Origin of the sequence: Streptomyces albireticuli (assembly GCF_021228125.1) — a bacterium.
GTDB classification, from domain to species: Bacteria; Actinomycetota; Actinomycetes; order Streptomycetales; family Streptomycetaceae; genus Streptomyces; species Streptomyces albireticuli.
The window spans coordinates 221,994-242,628 of sequence record NZ_JAJQQS010000006.1; the positions used below are offsets into that span (position 1 = coordinate 221,994).

Below are 20,635 nucleotides of genomic sequence, written 5' to 3' on the forward strand. Positions count from 1 at the left end.
CCTCCGCCGGGGGCCCGGCGCCGGGGGGCGGACGTCCGCCCGGCGCCGCTCCGGCCGACAGCGCCCCCGCCGACGGCGGCTGTCCCGGTCCCACCCCCGGAACCCCCTCATGACCGCCCCCTTACCCGCCCCCCGCCCCCGCGGCCCCCTCCGCGTAGGCAACTCCTCCGGCTTCTACGGCGACCGCTTCGGCGCCGTCCGCGAGATGCTCACCGGTGGCCCCCTCGACGTCCTCACCGGGGACTACCTCGCCGAGCTCACCATGCTCATCCTCGGCCGCGACCGCCTCGCCGACCCCCGCCGCGGCTACGCCCGGACCTACCTCGCCCAGCTGGAGGAGAGCCTCGGCCTCGCCGTCGAGCGCGGCGTCAAGCTCGTCACCAACGCGGGCGGCCTCGACCCCGCCGGGCTCGCCCGGGAGATCCGGGCCCTCGCCCGGCGGCTCGGCGTCGGCGTGCGGGTCGCGCACGTCGAGGGCGACGACCTCCTGGGCACGCGCGACTGGGGCGAGGGCGTGCTCACCGCCAACGCCTATCTGGGCGGTGCCGGGATCACGGCCTGTCTCCGGGCCGGCGCCGACGTCGTCGTCACCGGCCGTGTCACCGACGCCGCGCTCGTCACCGGCCCCGCCGCCGCGCACTTCGGCTGGCTCGCCGACGACCTCGACCCGCTCGCCGGGGCCGTCGTCGCCGGACACGTCCTGGAGTGCGGCACCCAGGCCACCGGCGGCAACTACTCCTTCTTCCGGGAGCTGCCGGACACCCGCGGCCCCGACGGCCGCCTCCTCCTCCCCGGCTTCCCCCTGGCCGAGATCCACGCCGACGGCTCCGCCGTCGTCACCAAACACCCCGGCACGGGCGGCGCCGTCACCACCGGCACCGTCACCGCCCAGCTCCTCTACGAGACCGCGGGCGCCCGCTACCCGGGCCCCGACGTCACCGCCCGCCTCGACACCGTCCGGCTCACCGACGCGGGCCCCGACCGGGTGCGGATCGACGGGGTGCGCGGCGAGGCCGCCCCCGCCACGCTCAAGGCCGGCCTCACCCGGGTGGGCGGCTGGCGCAACGAGGTCGTCTTCGTCCTCACCGGCCTCGACATCGACGCCAAGGCCCGCATGGTGCGCGAACAGCTCGGCGCCGCCCTCGCCCGGCGGCGCCCCGCCGAGGTCCGGTGGACCCTGGCCCGTACGGACCACGCCGACGCGCCCGTACAGGAGGAGGCGAGCGCCCTGCTGCGGCTCGTCGTCCGCGACCCCGACCCCGAGGCCGTCGGCCGCGCCCTCAGCGGCGCCGCGGTCGAACTCGCCCTGGCCGGCTACCCCGGCTTCCACGTCACCGCGCCGCCCGGCAAGGGCACCCCCTACGGCGTCTTCGAGGCCGCCTACGTCGACGCGTACAGCGTGCGCCAGGTCGCCGTGCTGCCCGACGGCACCCGGCTGCGCGTACCGCCCGGACCCGTCGCCGACCCCGGCGACCGGGAGCCGGACGCGGAGCCGCCGCTGCCCCCGCCGCTGCCGCCCGGCCCCACCCGCCGCGCCCCCCTCGGCCTCGTCGCCGGTGCCCGCAGCGGCGACAAGGGCGGATCCGCGAACATCGGCCTCTGGGCGCGCGGCGACGACGCCTGGCGGTGGCTCGCCCACGAGCTCACCGCCGACCGGGTCCGCGAACTCCTCCCGGAGACCGCCCGGTTCCCCGTCCGGCGGCACGTCCTGCCCAACCTGCGGGCGCTGAACTTCACCGTCGACGGCATCCTCGGCGAGGGCGTGGCCTCCGGGGCCCGCTTCGACCCGCAGGCCAAGGCCCTCGGCGAATGGCTGCGCTCGCGCCACCTGGAGATACCGGAGGCGCTGCTGTGACGGTGCTGTCGTCCCTGCTCGACCCCTCGGGCCCCGAGTACGCCGCCGCCCGCGACGCGATGCTCGCCCGGCTCGCCGAGATCGGCGCCGAGCACGCCAAGGCCCTCGCGGGCGGCGGCGAGAAGTACGTCGCCCGCCACCGCGCCCGCGGCAAGCTCCTCGCCCGCGAGCGCGTCGAGCTCCTCCTCGACCCCGACACGCCCTTCCTGGAGCTGTCCCCGCTCGCCGGCTGGGGCGGCGACCACACCGTCGGCGCCTCCCTCGTCACCGGCATCGGCGTCGTCGAAGGCGTGGAATGCCTCGTCAGCGCCAACGACCCGACCGTACGCGGCGGCGCCAGCAACCCCTGGACGCTGAAGAAGGCCCTCCGCGCCCACGAGATCGCCCGCGCCAACCGCCTCCCGGTCATCTCCCTCGTCGAATCCGGCGGCGCCGACCTCCCCAGCCAGAAGGAGATCTTCATCCCCGGCGGCGCGCTCTTCCGCGACCTCACCCGCCTCTCCGCCGCCGGCGTCCCCACGATCGCCGTCGTCTTCGGCAACTCCACCGCCGGCGGCGCGTACATACCCGGCATGTCCGACCACGTGATCATGGTCAAGGAGCGGGCGAAGGTCTTCCTGGGCGGGCCGCCGCTGGTCAAGATGGCCACCGGCGAGGACGCCGACGACGAATCGCTCGGCGGCGCCGAGATGCACGCCCGCGTCTCCGGGCTCGCCGATCACTTCGCCGTCGACGAGGCCGACGCCCTCCGGCAGGCCCGGCGGGTCGTCGCCCGGCTCAACGACCGTAAGGCGTACGGCCCTTCCGCTTCCGCCGCCGAACCTCCCCTTCACGACGAGGACGAGCTTCTCGGCATCGTCCCCGGTGATCTCAAAGTGCCCTTCGATCCCCGCGAAGTCATCGCCCGCATCGTCGACTCCTCCGATTTCGACGAGTTCAAGCCGCTCTACGGGCCCAGCCTCGTCACCGGGTGGGCCCGCCTGCACGGGTATCCCGTGGGCATCCTGGCCAATGCCCAGGGCGTCCTCTTCAGCGCCGAGTCCCAGAAGGCCGCCCAGTTCATCCAGCTGGCCAACCAGCGCGACATCCCGCTCCTCTTCCTCCACAACACCACCGGCTACATGGTGGGCCGCGAGTACGAACAGGGCGGCATCATCAAACACGGCTCCATGATGATCAACGCCGTGTCGAACTCCCGGGTGCCCCACCTGTCCGTGCTGATGGGCGCCTCCTACGGGGCCGGCCACTACGGCATGTGCGGCCGGGCCTACGACCCCCGGTTCCTCTTCTCCTGGCCCAGCGCCAAGTCCGCCGTCATGGGCCCGCAGCAGCTCGCCGGCGTCCTCTCCCTCGTCGCCCGGGCCTCCGCCGCCGCCAAGGGGCAGCCCTACGACGAGGACGCCGACGCCGGGCTGCGCGCCATGGTCGAGCGGCAGATCGAGGCCGAGTCGCTGCCCCTGTTCCTCTCCGGGCGGCTCTACGACGACGGTGTCATCGATCCGCGCGACACCCGGACGGTGCTGGGGATGTGCCTGTCCGTCGTCCACGGCGCGCCCTTCGAAGGTGCCCGAGGCGGGTTCGGCGTCTTCCGTATGTGACCTGCGAGCTGTGAGGTTGTGCCCTCGTGATCGGTTCTGTTCTTGTCGCCAACCGTGGCGAGATCGCCTGCCGCGTCTTCCGCACCTGCCGTGAGCTCGGCATCTCCACGGTCGCCGTGCACTCCGACCCCGACGCCTCCGCCCGCCATGTGCGCGAGGCCGACGCGGCGGTGCGGCTGCCGGGCGCCGCGCCCGCCGGCACGTACCTGCGCGGCGACCTCGTCGTGGCGGCCGCGCTCGCCGCCGGGGCCGACGCCGTCCACCCCGGGTACGGCTTCCTGTCCGAGAACGCGGACTTCGCCCGGGCCGTCCTCGACGCCGGGCTCGTGTGGATCGGGCCGCCGCCGTCCGTCATCGCGTCGATGGCCTCCAAGACGCGGGCCAAGTCGCTGATGGCCGGGGCCGGGGTGCCCGTGCTCGACGCCCTGGACCCCGGTGGCGTCGGCGCCGGCGATCTGCCCGTGCTCGTCAAGGCCGCCGCGGGCGGGGGTGGGCGGGGGATGCGTGTCGTGCGGTCCCTCGACGCGCTGGACGGCGCCCTCCTCTCCGCCCGTACCGAGGCGGCCGCGGCGTTCGGGGACGGCTCCGTGTTCGTCGAGCCGTACGTCGAGGGCGGGCGGCACGTCGAGGTGCAGGTCCTCGCCGACGGGCACGGCGCCGTGTGGGCGCTCGGCACCCGGGACTGCTCCCTGCAACGGCGGCACCAGAAGGTGATCGAGGAGGCGCCGGCTCCCGGGCTGTCCGAGGACGCGCTGTCGGAGCTGCACGGGTTCGCCGTGGCCGGTGCGCGGGCCGTGGGGTACGTGGGCGCCGGGACCGTCGAGTTCCTGGTGGGGAAGGACGGGCGGGCCTGGTTCCTGGAGATGAACACCCGGCTCCAGGTGGAGCATCCGGTGACGGAGCTCGTCCACGGCGTCGATCTGGTGGCGGCGCAGATCCGGGTCGCGGAGGGGGCGGCGCTGGGTCCGGTGCCTGTCGCGTCGGGGCACGCGGTGGAGGCGCGGCTCTGTGCCGAGGATCCGGCGCGGGGGTGGCGGCCCTCCTCCGGGCGGGTGTTCGAGCTGTCCGTGGGCGCGGAGCCGGACGGGGTGCGGCGCCGCGGCCTCCGGGGCAGGGGTCCGGGGCCGTATATTTACGGGCCCGGAACCCCGCACCGCGACGGAACCCCCTCAGCGGGCCCGCAAATACACGTCAGCGCCCCGGACCCCTGCCCCTGCGGCCCCGTCGCCTCCCGTCGTCCCCCGGCCGCCCCTTTTCTACGCGTCGACTCCGGCTTCTCCGCCGGTGATCTCGTCGGGGTGCACTACGACTCATTGCTCGCCAAGGTCGTTGTCTGGGCCCCCACACGCGGTGAAGCCGTTCGGCTGCTGGCCCGTTCGCTGGAGGCCGCTCGGGTTCATGGGCCCGTCACCAACCGGGAGTTGCTCGTCCGGTCGCTCCGGCATCCCGATTTCGTCGGCGGGTGCTACGACACCGGGTTCTACGAGCGGTATCTGGGCGACCTGACCGTTTCCCCGGATACCGCCTCCGTGCGGCTCGCCGCCCTCGCCGCCGCGCTCTCCGGTGCCGCCCGTAGTCCCTCGCCCTTCGGCGGGTGGCGGAACCTTCCCTCCCAGCCGCAGGTCAAGCGCTACCGCGTCGAGCCCGGGGGAGAGGAGATCGAGATCCGCTATCTGCTGGGGCGGGGTGGGCTGGAGGCCGAAGGGTTTCCCGGGGTGCGGCTGGTACGGGCCGGGGGTGAGGATGTCGTCCTCGAAGTGGGTGGGGTGCGGCGTGTTTTCGATGTGAGCGGATATGGAGCCGTCGTCTTCGTCGGGTCCTTCTCCCTGACCCTTCTGCCCCGCTTCCCCGAGCCCCGGCCCCTTATCGCCCCCGGCTCCCTCCTCGCCCCCATGCCCGGCACCGTCGTCCGGGTCGCCCCCGGGGTCGCCGTCGGCGCGTCCGTCAAGGCCGGGGAGCCGCTGCTGTGGCTGGAGGCCATGAAGATGGAACACCGCGTCGTCGCCCCCGCCTCCGGCACCCTCACCGCCCTGCACGCCGTCCCCGGCCGCCAGGTCGAGGTCGGCACCCTGCTCGCCGTCGTCGAATCCGAGGAGCACACGCCATGAGCAACGCCCTCATCGAGAGCCAGGAACACCGCGACCTCCGCGCCGCCGTCGCCGCCCTCGGCGCGCGCTACGGCCGTGAGTACACCACCGCCGTCGTCCGCGACGGCAAACAGCCCGACGAGCTCTGGGCCGAGGCCGGGAAGCTCGGCTACCTGGGCGTCAACCTGCCCGTCGAGTTCGGTGGCGGGGGAGCCGGGATCGCCGAACTCGCCCTCGTCCTGGAGGAGCTCGGCGCCGCCGGGTGCCCCCTGCTCATGATGGTCGTCTCGCCCGCCATCTGCGGCACCGTGATCTCCCGCTTCGGCACCCCCGCCCAGAAGGAGCGATGGCTCCCCGGACTCGCCTCCGGCACCCTCCGGATGGCCTTCGGGATCACCGAACCCGACGCCGGGTCCAACTCCCACCGGATCACCACCACCGGCCGGAGGGAGGGCGACGAGTGGGTGCTCAGCGGGCGGAAGGTGTTCGTCTCGGGTGTCGACATCGCCGATGCCACCTTGGTCGTGGGGCGTGCCGAAGACGCCCGGACCGGTGCCCTGAAGCCCTGCCTGTTCATCGTCGAGCGCCACGCCTCCGGGTTCCGGTGGAATCGCATCCCCATGGAACTCGCCGCCCCCGAGAAGCAGTTCGAGTTGGTTATGGATGATGTGCGGCTTCCCCCCGACGCTCTCGTCGGGTCCGAGGACGCCGGGCTGCTCCAGCTCTTCGCCGGGCTCAACCCCGAGCGGATCATGACCGCCGCCTTCGCCCTCGGCATGGGCCGCTACGCCCTCGGCCGCGCCGTCGACTACGCCCGTACCCGCCAGGTGTGGCGCGAGCCCATCGGTGCCCACCAGGCCCTCGCCCATCCCCTGGCCCAGTCGCACATCGAGATCGAGCTGGCCCGGCTCATGACCGCCAAGGCCGCCGCGCTCTACGACGCGGGCGACGACGCGGGCGCGGGCGAAGCCGCCAACATGGCCAAGTACGCCGCCGCCGAGGCCGCCGTGCGCGCCGTCGACCGGGCCGTCCACACCCTGGGCGGCAACGGCCTCACCACCGAGTACGGACTCGCCTCGCTCGTCACCGCGGCGAGGGTGGCGCGGATCGCCCCGGTCAGCCGCGAGATGATCCTCAATTATGTGTCGCACCGGACGCTGGGGCTTCCCAAGTCCTACTGATGTGGAGGGTTCTCGATGGTGGTCCGCCGCGTGCGCGAGCACGGCATCACCCGCTTGACGCTCGATTCGCCGCACAACCGCAACGCCCTCTCGGCCCGGCTCGTCGGGGAGCTGCGGGAGGCGCTCGCGACGGCGGCCGACGACCCGGGCACCCGCGCCGTCCTCCTCACCCACACCGGCAACACCTTCTGTGCCGGGGCCGATCTCGGTGAGGCCGGGTCGGACGAGACGGCGCCGCTCGGGCTCGTACGGCTGATGCGTGCCCTCGTCGAGCTGCCCAAGCCCGTGGTGGCCGCCGTCACCGGGCACGTACGGGCCGGCGGTCTGGGGCTGCTCGGGGCCTGTGACATCGCCGTGGCGGGGGAGGGCTCCTCGTTCGCCTTCACCGAGGCGCGGCTCGGGCTGGCCCCCGCCGTGATCTCCATGCCGCTGCTGCCCCGCGTCCAGCCGCGGGCCGCCGCCCGCTACTACCTGACCGGGGAGCGCTTCGACGCCGCCGAGGCCGCCCGGATCGGGCTGATCACCGTGGCCGGCGAGCCCGACGAGGTGCTGCCCGGGGTGCTGGACGGGCTGCGGGCCGCCTCCCCGCAGGGGCTCGCCGAGTCCAAGCGGCTGGTCACCGCGGAGGTGCTGCGCGCCTTCGACCGCGACACGGACGCCCTGGCCGGGCTGTCGGCGCGGCTGTTCGCCTCGGACGAGGCGCGCGAGGGCGTGACCGCCTTCCTGGAGCGGCGGGACCCCGTATGGGCACGGTGACCAAGGGGCCCCAGCAGGACCGCAGCCGCGCCACGCGGCTGCGCCTGCTGGAGGCGGCGATCGCCTGCCTGGCCGAGCACGGCTGGTCGGGGTCCACGGTGTCCCTGGTCGCCACCCGGGCGGGGGTGTCGCGGGGCGCCGCCCAGCACCACTTCCCCACCCGCGAGGACCTCTTCACGGCGGCCGTCGAATACGTCGCCGAGCAGCGCTCCGCCGCGTTGCGCGAGGCGCTCGACCCCGTCCGCGGTGTCGTCGGGCCGGCGCGGACCTATCTGGTGGTCAGGGAGCTGGTCGGGGTCTACACCGGCCCGCTGTTCCGGGCCGCCCTCCATCTGTGGGTGGCCGCGGCCGACGAGGAGCGGCTGCGGGCCGGGGTGACGGACCTGGAGGCGCGCGTCGGCCGGGAGACCCACCGGATGGCCGTGGAGCTGCTCGGCGCCGACGAGACGCGGCCGGGCGTCCGCGAGACCGTGCAGGGCCTGCTCGACATGGCGCGCGGGCTCGGGCTCGCGAACCTGCTGACGGACGACTCCGCCCGGCGGGAGCGGGTGGTCGACCACTGGGCAGGTCTCCTCGACGACGTGCTGCGGGGCTGACCCCTTCGTTCGTCCCGCGTGCGTCGTCTCGTCATCCTCCGTCCATTCCGTCGCACGCGGTACGCGGCTACCGTGCGGGGCGCCCGCCCCAGCCCCCGCATCCGGAGGAGCCGTATCGTGCCCAAATTGACACGTCGTCAGTTCGTGGGGTCCACCGCCGCCGTGGCGGCCGCCGGAGTGCTCGGGCCGGAGGCGGCCGGTCCCGCCGCCGCCTCCGGCCAGGGCCTCGACCAGGTCCGGCACATCGTCGTGCTCATGCAGGAGAACCGCAGCTTCGACCACTACCTCGGCACCCTGAGCGGAGTGCGGGGCTTCGACGACCGGCAGGGGCTCGTCTTCCCCGACGGCACCGGAGTGCTGCGCCAGCCCGACCCCGCCCGTAAGGACGGCGGCCGCATGCTGCCCTACCGGATGGACACCACCCGCTACAACGCCCAGAACGCCGACGGCCTCCCGCACGGCTGGAAGGACGGGCACGAGGCCATCAACCGCGGCGCCATGAACAAGTGGATATCCGCCAAGGGCGAGCGCTGCATGGGCTACTTCACCCGCGAGGACATCCCCTACCAGTACGCCCTCGCCGACGCCTTCACCGTCGCCGACCACTACTTCTGCTCCATGGCCGGGCCCACCGACCCCAACCGGCTCTACCTGTGGTCAGGCACCGCCGGGCCCGGCACCGACGGCACCACCGGGCCCTTCACCGACAACAGCGTCGTCACCGACAACCCCGTCGCCGACTGGACCACGTACGCGGAGCGCCTGGAGCGGGCCGGGGTGAGCTGGCGGGTCTACCACAATCCCGGCAAGGACCCCCGGTACGGCGACTACGACGACAACGGGCTCTCGTACTTCCGGCAGTTCCACGCCTTCCCGCACGACGACCCGCGCTACGTGAACGCCATGACGAAGTTCGACCTCACCGCCTTCGACCGGCACTGTAAGGACGGCACCCTGCCGGCCGTGTCCTGGCTGGTGGCGCCCTATCTGTTCTCCGAGCACCCGGCGGCCAGCCCCGACTACGGCGCGGACTGGGTGAACACCGCGCTCCAGTCGCTGTTCGCCAACCCCGAGGTGTGGAAGCACACCGTGTTCCTGGTGATGTACGACGAGAACGACGGGTACTTCGACCACGTCGTCCCGCCCTTCCCGGCGGCCGGCACCCCCGGCGAGTTCGTCGGCGGGCAGCCCATCGGGCTCGGCAACCGGGTGCCGCTATGGGTGATCTCGCCCTGGTCGCGCGGCGGATGGGTGAACTCGCAGGTCTTCGACCACACCTCGGTGCTGCGGTTCATGGAGCGGGTGACGGGCGTCCGCGAGCCGAACATCAGCGACTGGCGGCGGGCCGTCTGCGGCGACCTGACCAGCTGTTTCGACTTCGCCCGCCCGGACTTCTCGGTGCCCTCCCTGCCCGACACCAAGGAGCTCGTCCGCAAGGCCGACGCCGGTGCCAAGCTGCCGCCCGTCAAGCTCCCCGGGCAGGGGCAGCAGACCCTCCCCGTGCAGGAGCCGGGCGCGCGGCCGTACCGGATGCTGCCCTACGCGCCCGACGCCTCCGTCACCGTGGACCGGACGCGCGGCCGCGTGGTGTGCGCGATGACCAACACCGGTGGCGTGGCCTTCCACTTCACCGTCTTCCCCAACATCCGGCTGCCGTTCGCCGGGACCCCGTTCACGGTCGCGCCGGGCGCCCGCGCGGAGTACGTCTGGGAGACCGCCGGGACGGACGGGGCGTACGACTTCACCGTCTACGGCGCCGACGGCTTCCTGCGCCGCTTCAAGGGCACCGTGAAGGGGGCCGCCGTCGCCGAGCGGACCGCCCGCGAGCTGGCGGCTTCGACGACGGCCGGGCGCTACGACGTGACCGTCACCGGCGCGGACGGCTTCCTGCGGCGGGTGGCCGGCACCTGGTACGGGCCGGCGGCGGGCTGAGGGACCGTTTCTCCGTGCCCCGCTCGCGTCGGGAGCGGGGCACCACCGCGGGGGCTCAGCTCCCCGCGAGCTCGCCGAAGCCCGTGACCTCGCGCGGGTCGCGCGGGCCGGGGCCCACGTACCGCGCCGAGGGACGCACCAGACGACCGGTGCGCTTCTGCTCCAGGATGTGCGCGCTCCAGCCCGCCGTACGGGCGCACGTGAACATCGAGGTGAACATGTGCGCCGGGACCTCGGCGAAGTCCAGCACGATCGCCGCCCAGAACTCCACGTTGGTGGCCAGCACCCGGTCGGGGCGGCGGTTGTGGAGCTCCTCCAGGGCCGCCTTCTCCAGCGCCTCCGCGACCTCGAAGCGCGGCGCCGCCAGCTCCTTGGCCGTACGGCGCAGCACACGGGCGCGCGGGTCCTCGGCGCGGTAGACGCGGTGACCGAAGCCCATGAGGCGCTCGCCGCGGTCCAGGGCCCCCTTCACATAGGCCTTGGCGTCGCCCGTGCGCTCGATCTCCTCGATCATGCCGAGGACGCGGGACGGCGCGCCGCCGTGCAGCGGGCCGGACATCGCGCCGACGGCGCCGGAGAGCGCGGCGGCCACGTCGGCGCCCGTGGAGGCGATGACGCGGGCGGTGAACGTGGAGGCGTTCATGCCGTGCTCGGCGGCCGACGTCCAGTAGGCGTCGACGGCCTTGACGTGCTTGGGGTCGGGCTCGCCGCGCCAGCGCTTCATAAACCGCTCGACGACGGTCTCCGCCTTGTCGATCTCCCGCTGCGGGACCATCGGCAGGCCCTGGCCGCGCGCCGACTGGGCCACGTAGGACAGCGCCATGACGGCGGCGCGGGCCAGGTTGTCGCGGGCCGTGGCCTCGTCGATGTCGAGGAGGGGCTTCAGGCCCCACACCGGGGCGAGCATCGCGAGCGCGGACTGGACGTCGACGCGGATGTCACCCGAATGGACGGGGATCGGGAACGGCTCGGCGGGCGGCAGCCCGGGGTTGAACGAGCCGTCGACCAGCAGACCCCAGACGTTCCCGAAGGACACCTGGCCCACCAGGTCCTCGATGTCCACACCGCGGTAGCGGAGCGAGCCGCCTTCCTTGTCGGGTTCGGCGATCTCCGTCTCGAACGCGACGACTCCTTCGAGTCCGGGTACGAAGTCGGACATCAGGCGGCTCCTCGTGAGGTGTACGACAAGGTGGGCGCCGATCCGGTTACGCGGCCGCGGTGGCGGCTCGCGGTCCGTTTTCGGTCAACCCGGTAATGCCCCGTGCGGCTGTCCTTCACCCGGCGCCGGGCCCGGTCCTTCGCGGGCCGAGGCTTTTACGGGCCGCCGATCGGCTTCCGGACAGCGAGGCCGGACACGATAGTCGGTGAGGTGCGGGCGCCACAGCCACCCGCCCTGCGATTTTGGGGGGTCCCGCACACGCGGGGAAGGGTGATGTCCGGCACACCAGGGGTTTCGGCCGCCGGAGGATTACGGACGGCCGGTACCGGGCAAGCTGATCGGCCGCGTCCGTCCGGGGGGTCCGCGGAGATCCCTTGCCGTTCTGTCCGGACCTGACAGGATGGCCGCGTGACCCAAGCCGACGCGTTCGACGAGTTCTCCGCCGCCGGGTCCCCCGGCGATGTCCTCGACCCCGCCGTCATGCGCGAGCAGTACCGCACCGGCGGCCTCCTGGAGGAGGGCCTCGCCCCGGGCCCGTACGAGCAGTTCGCGCTGTGGTTCGCGCAGGCGTTCAGGAGCGGCCTGCCCGAGCCCAACGCGATGATCGTGTCGACCGCCGACACCACCGGCCGGCCCAGCTCGCGGACGGTCCTGCTCAAGGGGTACGACGAGCGCGGCTTCGTCTTCTACACCAACTACTCCTCGCGCAAGGGCACCGAACTCGCCGGGAACCCGCGGGTGTCGCTGCTCTTCCCGTGGTACCCGCTGGCCCGTCAGGTCGTCGTCGGCGGCACGGCCGAGCGGGTCACCCCGGCCGAGACGGCCGCCTACTTCCGGTCCCGGCCCCGGGGCTCGCAGCTCGGCGCGTGGGCGAGCGCCCAGTCGACGGTGGTCTCCTCGCGCGCCGACATCGACGCGGCGTACGACGCGGTGGCCGCCCGCTTCCCCGAGGGCGAGCCGGTGCCCGTGCCCGAGGGCTGGGGAGGCTTCCGGGTGACGGCGGAGACCGTGGAGTTCTGGCAGGGCCGGGAGAACCGGCTGCACGACCGGCTCCGCTACGTGCGGTCCGGTGACGGCTGGCGCGTGGAACGGCTCTGCCCGTAGCCGCCGCGGTGGTGCGCGAGCGCCGTGGGGCAACGGCCCGGCCGGAGGGCGTCCGAATTCGCCGTTGCGGCACTTCCGGTGTTTTCCGGCGCTTTTTCATGATTCCGGCGGCAATGCGGCGCCGATGAATTCCGGCGGCCCGGAACGCCCGGGAACGCAGACGGTCCGCGGGCCTGCTACCGCCGCGCCGCGGGAGCGGCGCAGCGGTGCCGAGCGGACGACTCGGCGGCCCACGGACCGGGTGACTGCTTGGGATTGGCCGGCATCCCCAGGACCGGAACGGCCCGGGTCCCCGGCGTTGCGCTTGGCGCGACGACGGGCGCTAGCCCGCAGTCACCTCACGCGTCCGGAAAGAAATCATGTCCCGAACCACCTCCCTTCTCGTGTGCACACCACGGTAGGCAGCCGTCCCGGCCGCGACAACCGAATTTCCTGTGGCATCGATTTCCGCGAAGTCCGTGTGGTGCCCATCACGGTCGAGTTGAATGCGGTCGTGCAGGACAAGCAGACGCGGCCGGCAGGGGGTTCCTCGTGACCGCACCACACCACTCCGGCCCGGCCCGCCCCGACGCGGCGGCCGGGCGGGGGCCCGGAGCGGGGGCGGCCGTCGACAGCGACGACTCGGACCTCCTCGCGGCCCTCCTGGACGGCATGGACGCCGCGCTGTGCGCCTTCGACGCCGACGGGACCGTCACCCACTGGAACCGCGAGGCCGAGCGGATACTCGGCTGGACGGCCGCGGAGGCCGTCGGGCGGCCGGGCCTGGCCGGCTGGGCGGTGCGCGCGGCGGACGCCGAGGAGGTCACCGCGCGGCTCTCCGCCGCGATGCGGGCCCAGGGCCGCCAGGTGCACGAGTTCGCCCTGCTCACCAAGGGCGGCGGCCGGGTCCTGGTGCGCACCCAGCTGTCGGCGGTGCCGGGCGCGGGCGGCGGTGCCGCCGGTGTCTACTGCGCCTTCAGCGAGGTGCACACCCAGATCGACCTGGAGCGCTCGATCGCCCTGAGCGAGGCCCTGTTCGGCGACGCCTCGTGGGGCGTGGTCCTCGTCGACGCGGATCTGCGCCCCGCCCTCGCCAACGCCCACGCGGCGCGCGCCCTGCGCACCGGGCGCACGGCGCTGCTGGGCCGCCCCCTGGGCGAGCTCCTGGAGCACGGCGTCGAGGAGGTCGAGGGCGCGCTCCAGCACGTCCTGGCCGCCGGCGCGCCGCCCGCCCCCACCGACCTGTGGGTGACGCTCCGGGACCAGGGCGGCGCCCCGCCGGAGCGCCGCTGCTGGCGCAGCGGCTTCCTGCGGCTGGCCTCGCCCCTCGCCGAGGAGCCCGTACCGCTCGGCGTGGCCTGGCTGTTCATGGACGTCACGGCGGCCCGGCTGGTCGAGCAGGAGAGCGCGCGGCTGCGCTTCCGGGGCAGTCAGCTGCACCGGGCGGGCCGGGCGGTCGCCGAGTGCGAGGACCCCGTCGAGGCCGCGTCCCTGTACCTGGACTTCGCCCTGGCCGGCTTCGCCGACCACGCCCTCGTCGACCTGCTGCCCGAGCCCGGTCCGGCCCCGGAGCCGCCGATCCGGCTGGTCCGCGCCGTGGCCACGCCCACCGGCACCCCGGGCCCGTCCCCGACGACGGTCCCCGGCGGCCTGCCCGTCCCCTACCCGGAGGGCCACCCGGCCCCGCAGGCGGTCGAGCGCTGTGGCTCGGTCCGCGCCGCCTCGGACTGCACGGAGAACTGGGCGACGTCCCGCAAATGGCCCGAAGGCACGGTCCACGCCCTCTCCACGCCCCTCCGCAGCCGTGGCCGCACCCTGGGCGCCGTCACGTTCCTGCGGGGGCCGTCCCGCCGCCCGTTCGACCGGGGGGACGCGACGTACGCGGAGGACGTGTCGACGCGGGTGGCGGCGGCGCTGGACCTGGCGGGGAAGTTCAGCCCGGCCGGCGATTGAGGCCACCGCGCGGAGCGCGGAAGGGGTCCGGGGGCGAAGCCCCCGGTTACGGGAAGGGGCGGGGTGGGGGAAAGGCCCGCCGGCAGGCGTCCCGCCGCTACTGCCGGAAGAAGATCCGGTCCCCGTAGTCGCTCATCACCCGCCCGTTCCACTCGTGCCCACCGTCCACGTTCCCCGACCGCAGCATCGGCGGATCGATCCCCCGCTCCGCCAGCGCCCCCACCGCCTCCGCCACCACCGCCTGCATCAGCGCGCTCGTCACCACCGTCGACGCCGGCCCGAAAGGCGCCCCGACCCCCTCCGCCCTGATCTCCGCGTCCCCGATGTCGATCTTGCTGTCGACGACCAGGTCGCAGTGGTCCTTCAGGAAGGTCCCCGACACGTGCCGGGACTTCGTGTGCTCGGCGTAGGCGAGCGAAGTGACGCCGACGACCTTCAGGCCCAGCGCGCGGGCGTTCATCGCCATCTCCACCGGGAGGGAGTTCCGCCCGGACAGCGAGATGACGATCAGCAGGTCGCCCGGCTGCGCCGGACTCGTGTCCAGGACCGCGCCGGCGAGCCCGTTCACCCGCTCCAGCGCGCTGCCGAGCGTGGCGGGCACGATGTCGAGGCCCATCACGCCGGGCACGGCGAGGAGGTTGATCAGGGCGAGCCCGCCCGCGCGGTAGACGACGTCCTGCGCGGGGAGCGAGGAGTGCCCGGCGCCGAAGACGAAGAGCCGGCCGCCGTCCGCCACCGTGTCGGCGATCAGCGCACCGGCCTCGGCGATCCGCCCGGCCTCCTCGTCGCGCACCCGCTGGAGCAGCCCGATCGCGGCGTCGAAGAACTGCCCGGCCAGCTTGTTCTCGCTCATCGCCGAGGGGCTCCTAACCTCAAGATCCGGTGGGGCGTACGGCCTGGCGTACGCTCGTGGCGCGGATCACGTTGCGGTCTGGACCTGGGCGCTGTCAATACGACGGCGGCCGTCAGGGGCGTACGCGGCACCGTTGTCGGTGATATGCGTCAGAATTGAGTCCAGGGGCCACGCGCACGACATATCAAGGGGCACGCATGTCCGGACTGATCGACACCACGGAGATGTATCTCCGCACCATTCTCGAGCTCGAGGAAGAAGGTGTGGTCCCCATGCGCGCCCGCATCGCCGAGCGGCTCGACCAGAGCGGCCCGACGGTGAGCCAGACCGTGGCGCGCATGGAGCGCGACGGCCTGGTGTCGGTCGCCGGGGACCGCCACCTGGAACTGACCGAGGAGGGCCGCCGCCTGGCGACCCGGGTGATGCGCAAGCACCGCCTCGCCGAGTGCCTGCTCGTCGATGTGATCGGCCTGGAGTGGGAGCAGGTGCACGCCGAGGCCTGCCGCTGGGAGCACGTGATGAGCGAGGCCGTGGAGCGGCGGGTGCTGGAGCTGCTGCGCCACCCCACCGAGTCGCCCTACGGCAACCCCATCCCGGGCCTGGAGGAGCTGGGCGAGAAGCCCGAGCCCGACCCGTTCCTCAACGACGGCATGGTCAGCCTGATGGACCTGGAGCCGGGCGCGGACGGCAAGACCGTCGTCGTCCGCCGCATCGGGGAGCCCATCCAGACGGATCCTCAGCTGATGTACACGCTGCGCCGGGCCGGTGTGCAGCCGGGCGCGGTGGTGAGCGTCACGGAGTCCGCCGGCGGGGTGCTGGTGGGCAGCAGCGGCGAGGCCGCGGAGCTGGAGGCGGACATCGCGATGCACGTCTTCGTCGCCAAGCGCTGACACCGCGTCGCGGAGCTTGTCACGGGGGTCGCCGGTGGGCGGCCCCCGTTTCGCGTTCCCGGGACCGGTATCCGGACGGGTCCGGAGCGGGTTCCCGGCCGCGCCGGTGCCGGACCGGAGCCGAACCGGAACCGGACCGGATGCGCCCAACTCCCTTGAATCCGGCCGGAGTCGGCGTATTCGGCACGGCGGGCCCCCGGGCGTGTCACCCTGACGCTGACACGGACGCGCGGCGCGCCGCCGCGGCTCGGGGAGGGGGCTGGTCGGTGTGGCGGGTGTGGCCGGTGCGGGTGCGCCCGTACGCCGGAGGCGGCCGCACGGGCGACGGCCGGGACGGGGCCGGCGGCGATGGCGGCGGCTGTGACGGGGGTGGCGGACGGTCATGGTGGGGCGAGCGCCCCGGGGCGGGGCCGGCGGTCATGGCGAGGGCCCCGGCGCCCTTGTGAGCTGCCGGGGCCCTGCCTCCCCATGTACCCCCACGGCGACCCGGAGCCCCGAGCTCCCAGGGTGCGCCCCGCGGACCTTTCTTCCCCGAGCGGTCCGCGCCCAGGTCGATTACTCCCCTGGGTGCCGCCGGTCAACCCTTCAGCAAGGTCACTCGAAAGAGGGGTGTTGCGTGGGGTGTTGCGTGCGACAGACGTGTATTCGAATCTATGTTCTATACGATGTAGCGGCCCGGGGGAGAAGTGGGGGTGCCAGGAATCATGGTGCGGCGTATCGACGTGAGCGGGAGCGGCGGAGTGCGGCTCGCGGCCTGGGAGTTCGCCGATCCGCCGAAGAACCGCTGCGAGGGCGGCCCGGCCGGCGCGGACAGTGGGGCCGGTCCGGGCGGCTTCGACGGCCAGGGCGCGGTGCTGCTGCTCCACGGCCTGCTGGGCCGGGCCGCGCACTGGGCGGACACCGCCCGCTGGCTCTCCACGCGCCACCGGGCGATCGCCCTGGACCAGCGGGGGCACGGCCGCAGCGAGCGCCCCGCCGAGGGCCCGTACACCCGTGAGGCGTATGTGGCGGACGCCCTGGCCGCCGTGGAACTGCTCGGGCTCGCGCCCGTCACCCTGATCGGCCACGCCATGGGCGCCCTCACCGCCTGGCAGCTCGCGGCCCGCCGCCCGGACCTGGTCCGGGCCCTGGTCGTCTGCGAGATGCGGGCCTCCGCGCTGGGCGCGGCCAGCCAGCGCGAGTGGAGCGACTGGTTCAAGTCCTGGCCGGTGCCCTTCGCGACCCTCGCGGACGTCCGCCGCTGGTTCGGCGAGGACGACCCGGCCCTGGAGCGCCCCCGCCCGGCCCGCGGTGACTACTACGCCGAGGTGATGGCCGAGCGCGCGGACGGCTGGCGCCCGGTCTTCTCCCGCCGCCAGATGCTGAACGCCCGGGAGACGTACGCTCACGACGCCCACTGGGAGGACCTCGCCCTCGTCGAATGCCCGACCCTCGTCGTCCGCGGCCTCGACGGCGAGCTGGGGCGGGCGGAGGCGCAGGAGATGGTGCGGGTGCTGCCGCGTGGCACGTATGCGGAGGTGCCGGAGGCGGGGCATCTGGTGCATTACGACGAGCCGGTGGGGTGGAGGCGGGTGGTGGAGCCGTTCCTGGAGTCGACGGGGCGGTTGTGACGGGCGGGGTGTGGCGGGGGCGTGTGGCGGGGTGCGGGTGGGGTTGCCGCTGCGCGGGGCTTGTCCCCTACCCGCCCCTTCCCACTGCATCCGATGTGCGGCTCCGCCGCGTGGCGGGGGCAAGCCCCCGGGCCCCCGTTCCGCGCTGCCGCGCGGTGGCCTCAAACGCCGGCCGGGCTGGATTTCGCTCCTGTCCGAGGTCGGCTCTCCGCTGCGCCAGGGGCGGGCTGCCCTGCTGGATTCCGGGCGGCAACTCAGCCCGTCCGGCGTTTGAGGACACCGCGCGTCAGCGCGGAAGGGGGCCCGGGGAGCTCCCCGGTTTCGGGAAGGGGCGGGGCTGGGGAAAGGCCGCCCGCAGGGCCCGCACCGCCGCGTCCGGCCCCGCGTCCCGTCCCCTCACCGGCCCGGCCTCACGCGCCCGCTGGCGGCGCGCCCGCGCCGCGCCCGCGCACGTTAATTCAACACCCGTTGACATACCCCCGCCCCCGGGTGTGCACTGGCAGTACGGCCACCCCCGCCGTCCGGCCAGAGGAGACGCCATGTCCTCCGTAAGCGCAGAACACGCGACCACCCCGGAAGCCCTCGTCGTCGGCGCCGGCCCCACCGGCCTCCTCCTCGCCGGCGACCTCGCCGCCGCCGGCGTCCACGTGGCCCTCGTGGAGCGGCGGGCCCAGGAGTCGAACCTCACCCGGGCGTTCGCCGTGCACGCCCGCACCCTGGAGGTCCTCGACGCCCGCGGCCGGGCCGAGGAACTGCTCGACACCGGTACGTTCCAGGACACCGTCCGCTTCTTCGGCCGGGCCCGGATCGACCTCTCGCGGCTGCCCACCCGCTTCCCCGGCGTCCTGCTGACCCCGCAGTACGAGATCGAGCGGATCCTGGAGAAGCGCGCCGTCGAGGCGGGCGCCCTGATCCTGCGCGGCACCGAGGTCGTCGGTCTGAGCCAGGACGCCGGCGGCGTCGACGTGGACGTCCGCACCGAGGCGGGGGAGCGGCGGCTCCGCGCCGCCTACGCCGTCGGCGCGGACGGCGTCCACAGCCGCGTCCGCGAGGCGCTGGGCATGCCCTTCCCGGGGAAGTCCGTCCTGCGCTCCGTCATGCTCGCCGACGTCCTCCTCGACACCCCGCCCGCCGCCCTGCCCGCCTTCGACGCGGGCCCCGCGGGCTTCGCGTTCGTCGTGCCCTTCGGCGACGGCTGGTACCGCGTCATCGCCTGGCGGCGCGGCTGCGAACTGCCCTCCGACGCCCCTGTGGACATGGCGGACCTGCGGGACCTCGTGCGCACGGTCCTCGGCACCGACCACGGGATGCGGGACCCCCGCTGGACCTCGCGCTTCCACAGCGACGAGCGCCAGGTGCCGCACTACCGCGACGGCCGGGTCTTCCTCGCCGGTGACGCCGCGCACGTCCACTCGCCCGCCGGCGGCATGGGCATGAACGCCGGCATCCAGGACGCGGCCAACCTGGGCTGGAAGCTCGCCGCCGTCCTCCGGGGCCGGGCGGACGACGCCCTCCTCGACAGCTACCACGACGAGCGGCACCCCGTCGGCAAGCTCGTCCTGCGCCTCAGCGGCGCCATCGTGCGGGCCGCTCTGCTGGGCTCGCCCGTCGCCCGCGGCCTGCGGGAGGCCGCCACCGTGGCCGCCGGGGCCCTGCCCGCCCTCACCCACCGGGGCGGTCTCCTGGTGTCGGGCATCGGCATCGACTACCCCGCGCCGCCCGGCGCCCACCCGTGGACCGGCCGGCGTGTCCCCGACCTGCCGCTGAGGGAGACCGCGGGCGGGCCCTCGCGCCTGTACGAGGCGCTGCGCGCCGGTTCGTACGTGCGCGTCCTTCCGCGCGCGGCGAGCGCACGGGAGGACGCGCGGGAGGAGGCGGGCGTCGTCACGGTGACCCGCGCCGACGCCCGCCGGGCGACCCTGCTCGTACGGCCGGACGGCCATGTGGCGGAAGCCTCGGGCACGACGGCCTGAGAGGGGATCCGGGCCGGGCGGGGGAACGAGAGGGCCCGGGAGACCGGGGACGGGCAGGGCCCCGGGGGCGAGGCGAGACGAGGCGAGGCGAGAGGCCGGAGGCGGGCCGGGGCCAGGGGGACGGGGAGACCCGAGAGGCCGGGGGCGGGCCGGGACCGGGAGGGCGAGGAGCCCCGAGAGGCCGGGGGCGGGCCCCCTCAGGCGTCCCCCGGCCCCGCGCGCGTCACCTGCGCCGCGCGTCCTGGGCGTCGCAGGCGCAGGCGTACGCCAGGGAGCTGACGAGCTCCTCCGCGTCGGGCAGCCAGCGGTTGGCGGCGGTGGGCTGGCGTGCCCACTGCACCGAGCCGCGCGAGCCCATCCGCGTCGGGGGCGCGACCACGTAGTCGCCCTCGCCGCGCGCGACCAGGTCGAGCAGGGAGGGCCGCCAGCCCAGCTTCCGGGCGAGCTCGGGGGCCTTCAGGGCGCCACCGGGCAGTACGAAGAACAGCATCCTGCCGTACGGGGTGGAGGTGACCGGCCCGAGCGCGGTCCCCATGCGCTCCATGCGGGCCAGCGCCAGACACCCGGCGCTCTCCGGCACCTCCAGGGCGTCGAAGGTGCGCCCGGTGGGCAGCAGGACCGAGGCGGCGGGCTGCTTGTCCCACATCCGGCGGGCGGCGACCGCGCTGCCCGTGGCCTGGGTCGCCCAGTCGGGCCGGGACGGATGCGCGCCGGGGGCCGGGCAGTCGAGCTCGCCGCACGAGCAGCGCTCACCGCCCTCCTCGGTCACCAGCCAGGTGCCGGCGAATACGTCCCAGTGCCGCTCCTCCGCATACCGAACAGCGGCGTCGAGCAGCTGCTCGCCGCGTTGTTGGGGGATGTGCGGTGCTCCTACTACTCCGATGGTCTCTTCCACGTCCATCACAACTCCCCATGTCACGAGGGGTTACGGCTCAGGCTCACGCTTGTGGGCGGTGGTCGGATATGCACATGGGGCGCACGGATGCATGTGCGGGGGCGCAGACGCGGGTTCGCCGTCGAGGGTGGGTAGCCACCTGCGAAGCGGCGAGGGCGATGCAGTCATTGTCTGGCCATTGCCGCCTTTACGTCATTACCGTCAAGTCCGCATT

The 20,635-nt window shown here is 74.2% G+C and carries 15 protein-coding genes; 12 read left to right on the plus strand and 3 right to left on the minus strand.

The features are described from left to right. Positions 1–109 precede the first annotated feature (109 nt). The 7 genes from LUZ64_RS13965 (at position 110) to LUZ64_RS13995 (ending at position 10,005) form a co-directional block, all read left to right on the plus strand. On the plus strand, positions 110–1,855 hold the full coding sequence (locus LUZ64_RS13965; protein ID WP_232390042.1) for an acyclic terpene utilization AtuA family protein: 1,746 nt from the start codon (positions 110–112) through the stop codon (positions 1,853–1,855). Next, a complete protein-coding gene (locus LUZ64_RS13970) occupies positions 1,852–3,453 on the plus strand; it encodes an acyl-CoA carboxylase subunit beta (RefSeq protein WP_095581249.1) in 1,602 nt (533 codons plus the stop codon). Before LUZ64_RS13965 ends, LUZ64_RS13970 begins: the two co-directional genes overlap by 4 nt. Positions 3,454–3,479: 26 nt before the next feature. Then, positions 3,480–5,561, plus strand: coding sequence for an ATP-binding protein (locus LUZ64_RS13975; protein ID WP_232390043.1), 2,082 nt, complete (start codon positions 3,480–3,482; stop codon positions 5,559–5,561). Then, complete coding sequence (locus LUZ64_RS13980; RefSeq protein WP_095583126.1) at positions 5,558–6,721, plus strand: acyl-CoA dehydrogenase family protein; 1,164 nt, start codon at positions 5,558–5,560, stop codon at positions 6,719–6,721. Before LUZ64_RS13975 ends, LUZ64_RS13980 begins: the two co-directional genes overlap by 4 nt. Positions 6,722–6,736: 15 nt before the next feature. Then, complete coding sequence (locus LUZ64_RS13985) at positions 6,737–7,477, plus strand: enoyl-CoA hydratase family protein (protein WP_095583127.1); 741 nt, start codon at positions 6,737–6,739, stop codon at positions 7,475–7,477. Then, positions 7,465–8,073 carry a TetR/AcrR family transcriptional regulator gene (locus LUZ64_RS13990; RefSeq protein ID WP_095583128.1) on the plus strand — a complete coding sequence of 203 codons (609 nt, stop codon included), beginning with the start codon at positions 7,465–7,467 and terminating at the stop codon, positions 8,071–8,073. The genes LUZ64_RS13985 and LUZ64_RS13990 overlap by 13 nt, the downstream gene beginning before the upstream one ends. Before the next feature lie 117 nt (positions 8,074–8,190). Continuing rightward, positions 8,191–10,005: a phosphocholine-specific phospholipase C gene (locus tag LUZ64_RS13995; RefSeq protein ID WP_095583129.1), complete on the plus strand. Its 1,815-nt coding sequence runs from the start codon at positions 8,191–8,193 to the stop codon at positions 10,003–10,005. Between the two features lie 55 nt (positions 10,006–10,060). Here LUZ64_RS13995 and LUZ64_RS14000 read toward each other — a convergent pair whose 3' ends face one another. Next, positions 10,061–11,164, minus strand: a complete 1,104-nt coding sequence (locus LUZ64_RS14000; protein ID WP_095583130.1) for a citrate synthase 2 — start codon at positions 11,162–11,164, stop codon at positions 10,061–10,063. Between the two features lie 480 nt (positions 11,165–11,644). On the opposite strand from LUZ64_RS14000, the gene pdxH reads away from it, so the two are divergent. Together pdxH and LUZ64_RS14010 are read left to right on the plus strand one after the other, a co-directional pair. After that, on the plus strand, positions 11,645–12,268 hold the full coding sequence (gene pdxH / locus LUZ64_RS14005; protein WP_095583132.1) for a pyridoxamine 5'-phosphate oxidase: 624 nt from the start codon (positions 11,645–11,647) through the stop codon (positions 12,266–12,268). Between the two features lie 531 nt (positions 12,269–12,799). Beyond that, a complete protein-coding gene (locus tag LUZ64_RS14010; protein ID WP_095583131.1) occupies positions 12,800–14,200 on the plus strand; it encodes a PAS domain-containing protein in 1,401 nt (466 codons plus the stop codon). Between the two features lie 97 nt (positions 14,201–14,297). Here the strand turns inward: LUZ64_RS14010 and LUZ64_RS14015 are convergent, their stop codons facing one another. Continuing rightward, complete coding sequence (locus LUZ64_RS14015) at positions 14,298–15,053, minus strand: SIS domain-containing protein (protein WP_232390044.1); 756 nt, start codon at positions 15,051–15,053, stop codon at positions 14,298–14,300. A gap of 197 nt (positions 15,054–15,250) precedes the next feature. Between LUZ64_RS14015 and LUZ64_RS14020 the strand changes: the two genes are divergently transcribed. The 3 genes from LUZ64_RS14020 to LUZ64_RS14030 all read left to right on the plus strand — a co-directional run bounded on the left by LUZ64_RS14020 (position 15,251) and on the right by LUZ64_RS14030 (position 19,526). Beyond that, positions 15,251–15,943, plus strand: coding sequence for an iron-dependent transcriptional repressor DtxR (locus LUZ64_RS14020; protein ID WP_087926717.1), 693 nt, complete (start codon positions 15,251–15,253; stop codon positions 15,941–15,943). A 704-nt stretch (positions 15,944–16,647) separates the two neighbouring features. Next, positions 16,648–17,553: an alpha/beta fold hydrolase gene (locus LUZ64_RS14025; protein ID WP_095578600.1), complete on the plus strand. Its 906-nt coding sequence runs from the start codon at positions 16,648–16,650 to the stop codon at positions 17,551–17,553. Positions 17,554–18,092: 539 nt separating this feature from the next. Further along, positions 18,093–19,526 (plus strand): FAD-dependent monooxygenase, encoded by a 1,434-nt coding sequence (locus LUZ64_RS14030; protein WP_095581084.1) that lies wholly within the window; start codon positions 18,093–18,095, stop codon positions 19,524–19,526. A gap of 223 nt (positions 19,527–19,749) precedes the next feature. Here LUZ64_RS14030 and LUZ64_RS14035 read toward each other — a convergent pair whose 3' ends face one another. Then, positions 19,750–20,427 carry a bifunctional DNA primase/polymerase gene (locus LUZ64_RS14035; RefSeq protein WP_095581627.1) on the minus strand — a complete coding sequence of 226 codons (678 nt, stop codon included), beginning with the start codon at positions 20,425–20,427 and terminating at the stop codon, positions 19,750–19,752. Positions 20,428–20,635: the final 208 nt, after the last annotated feature.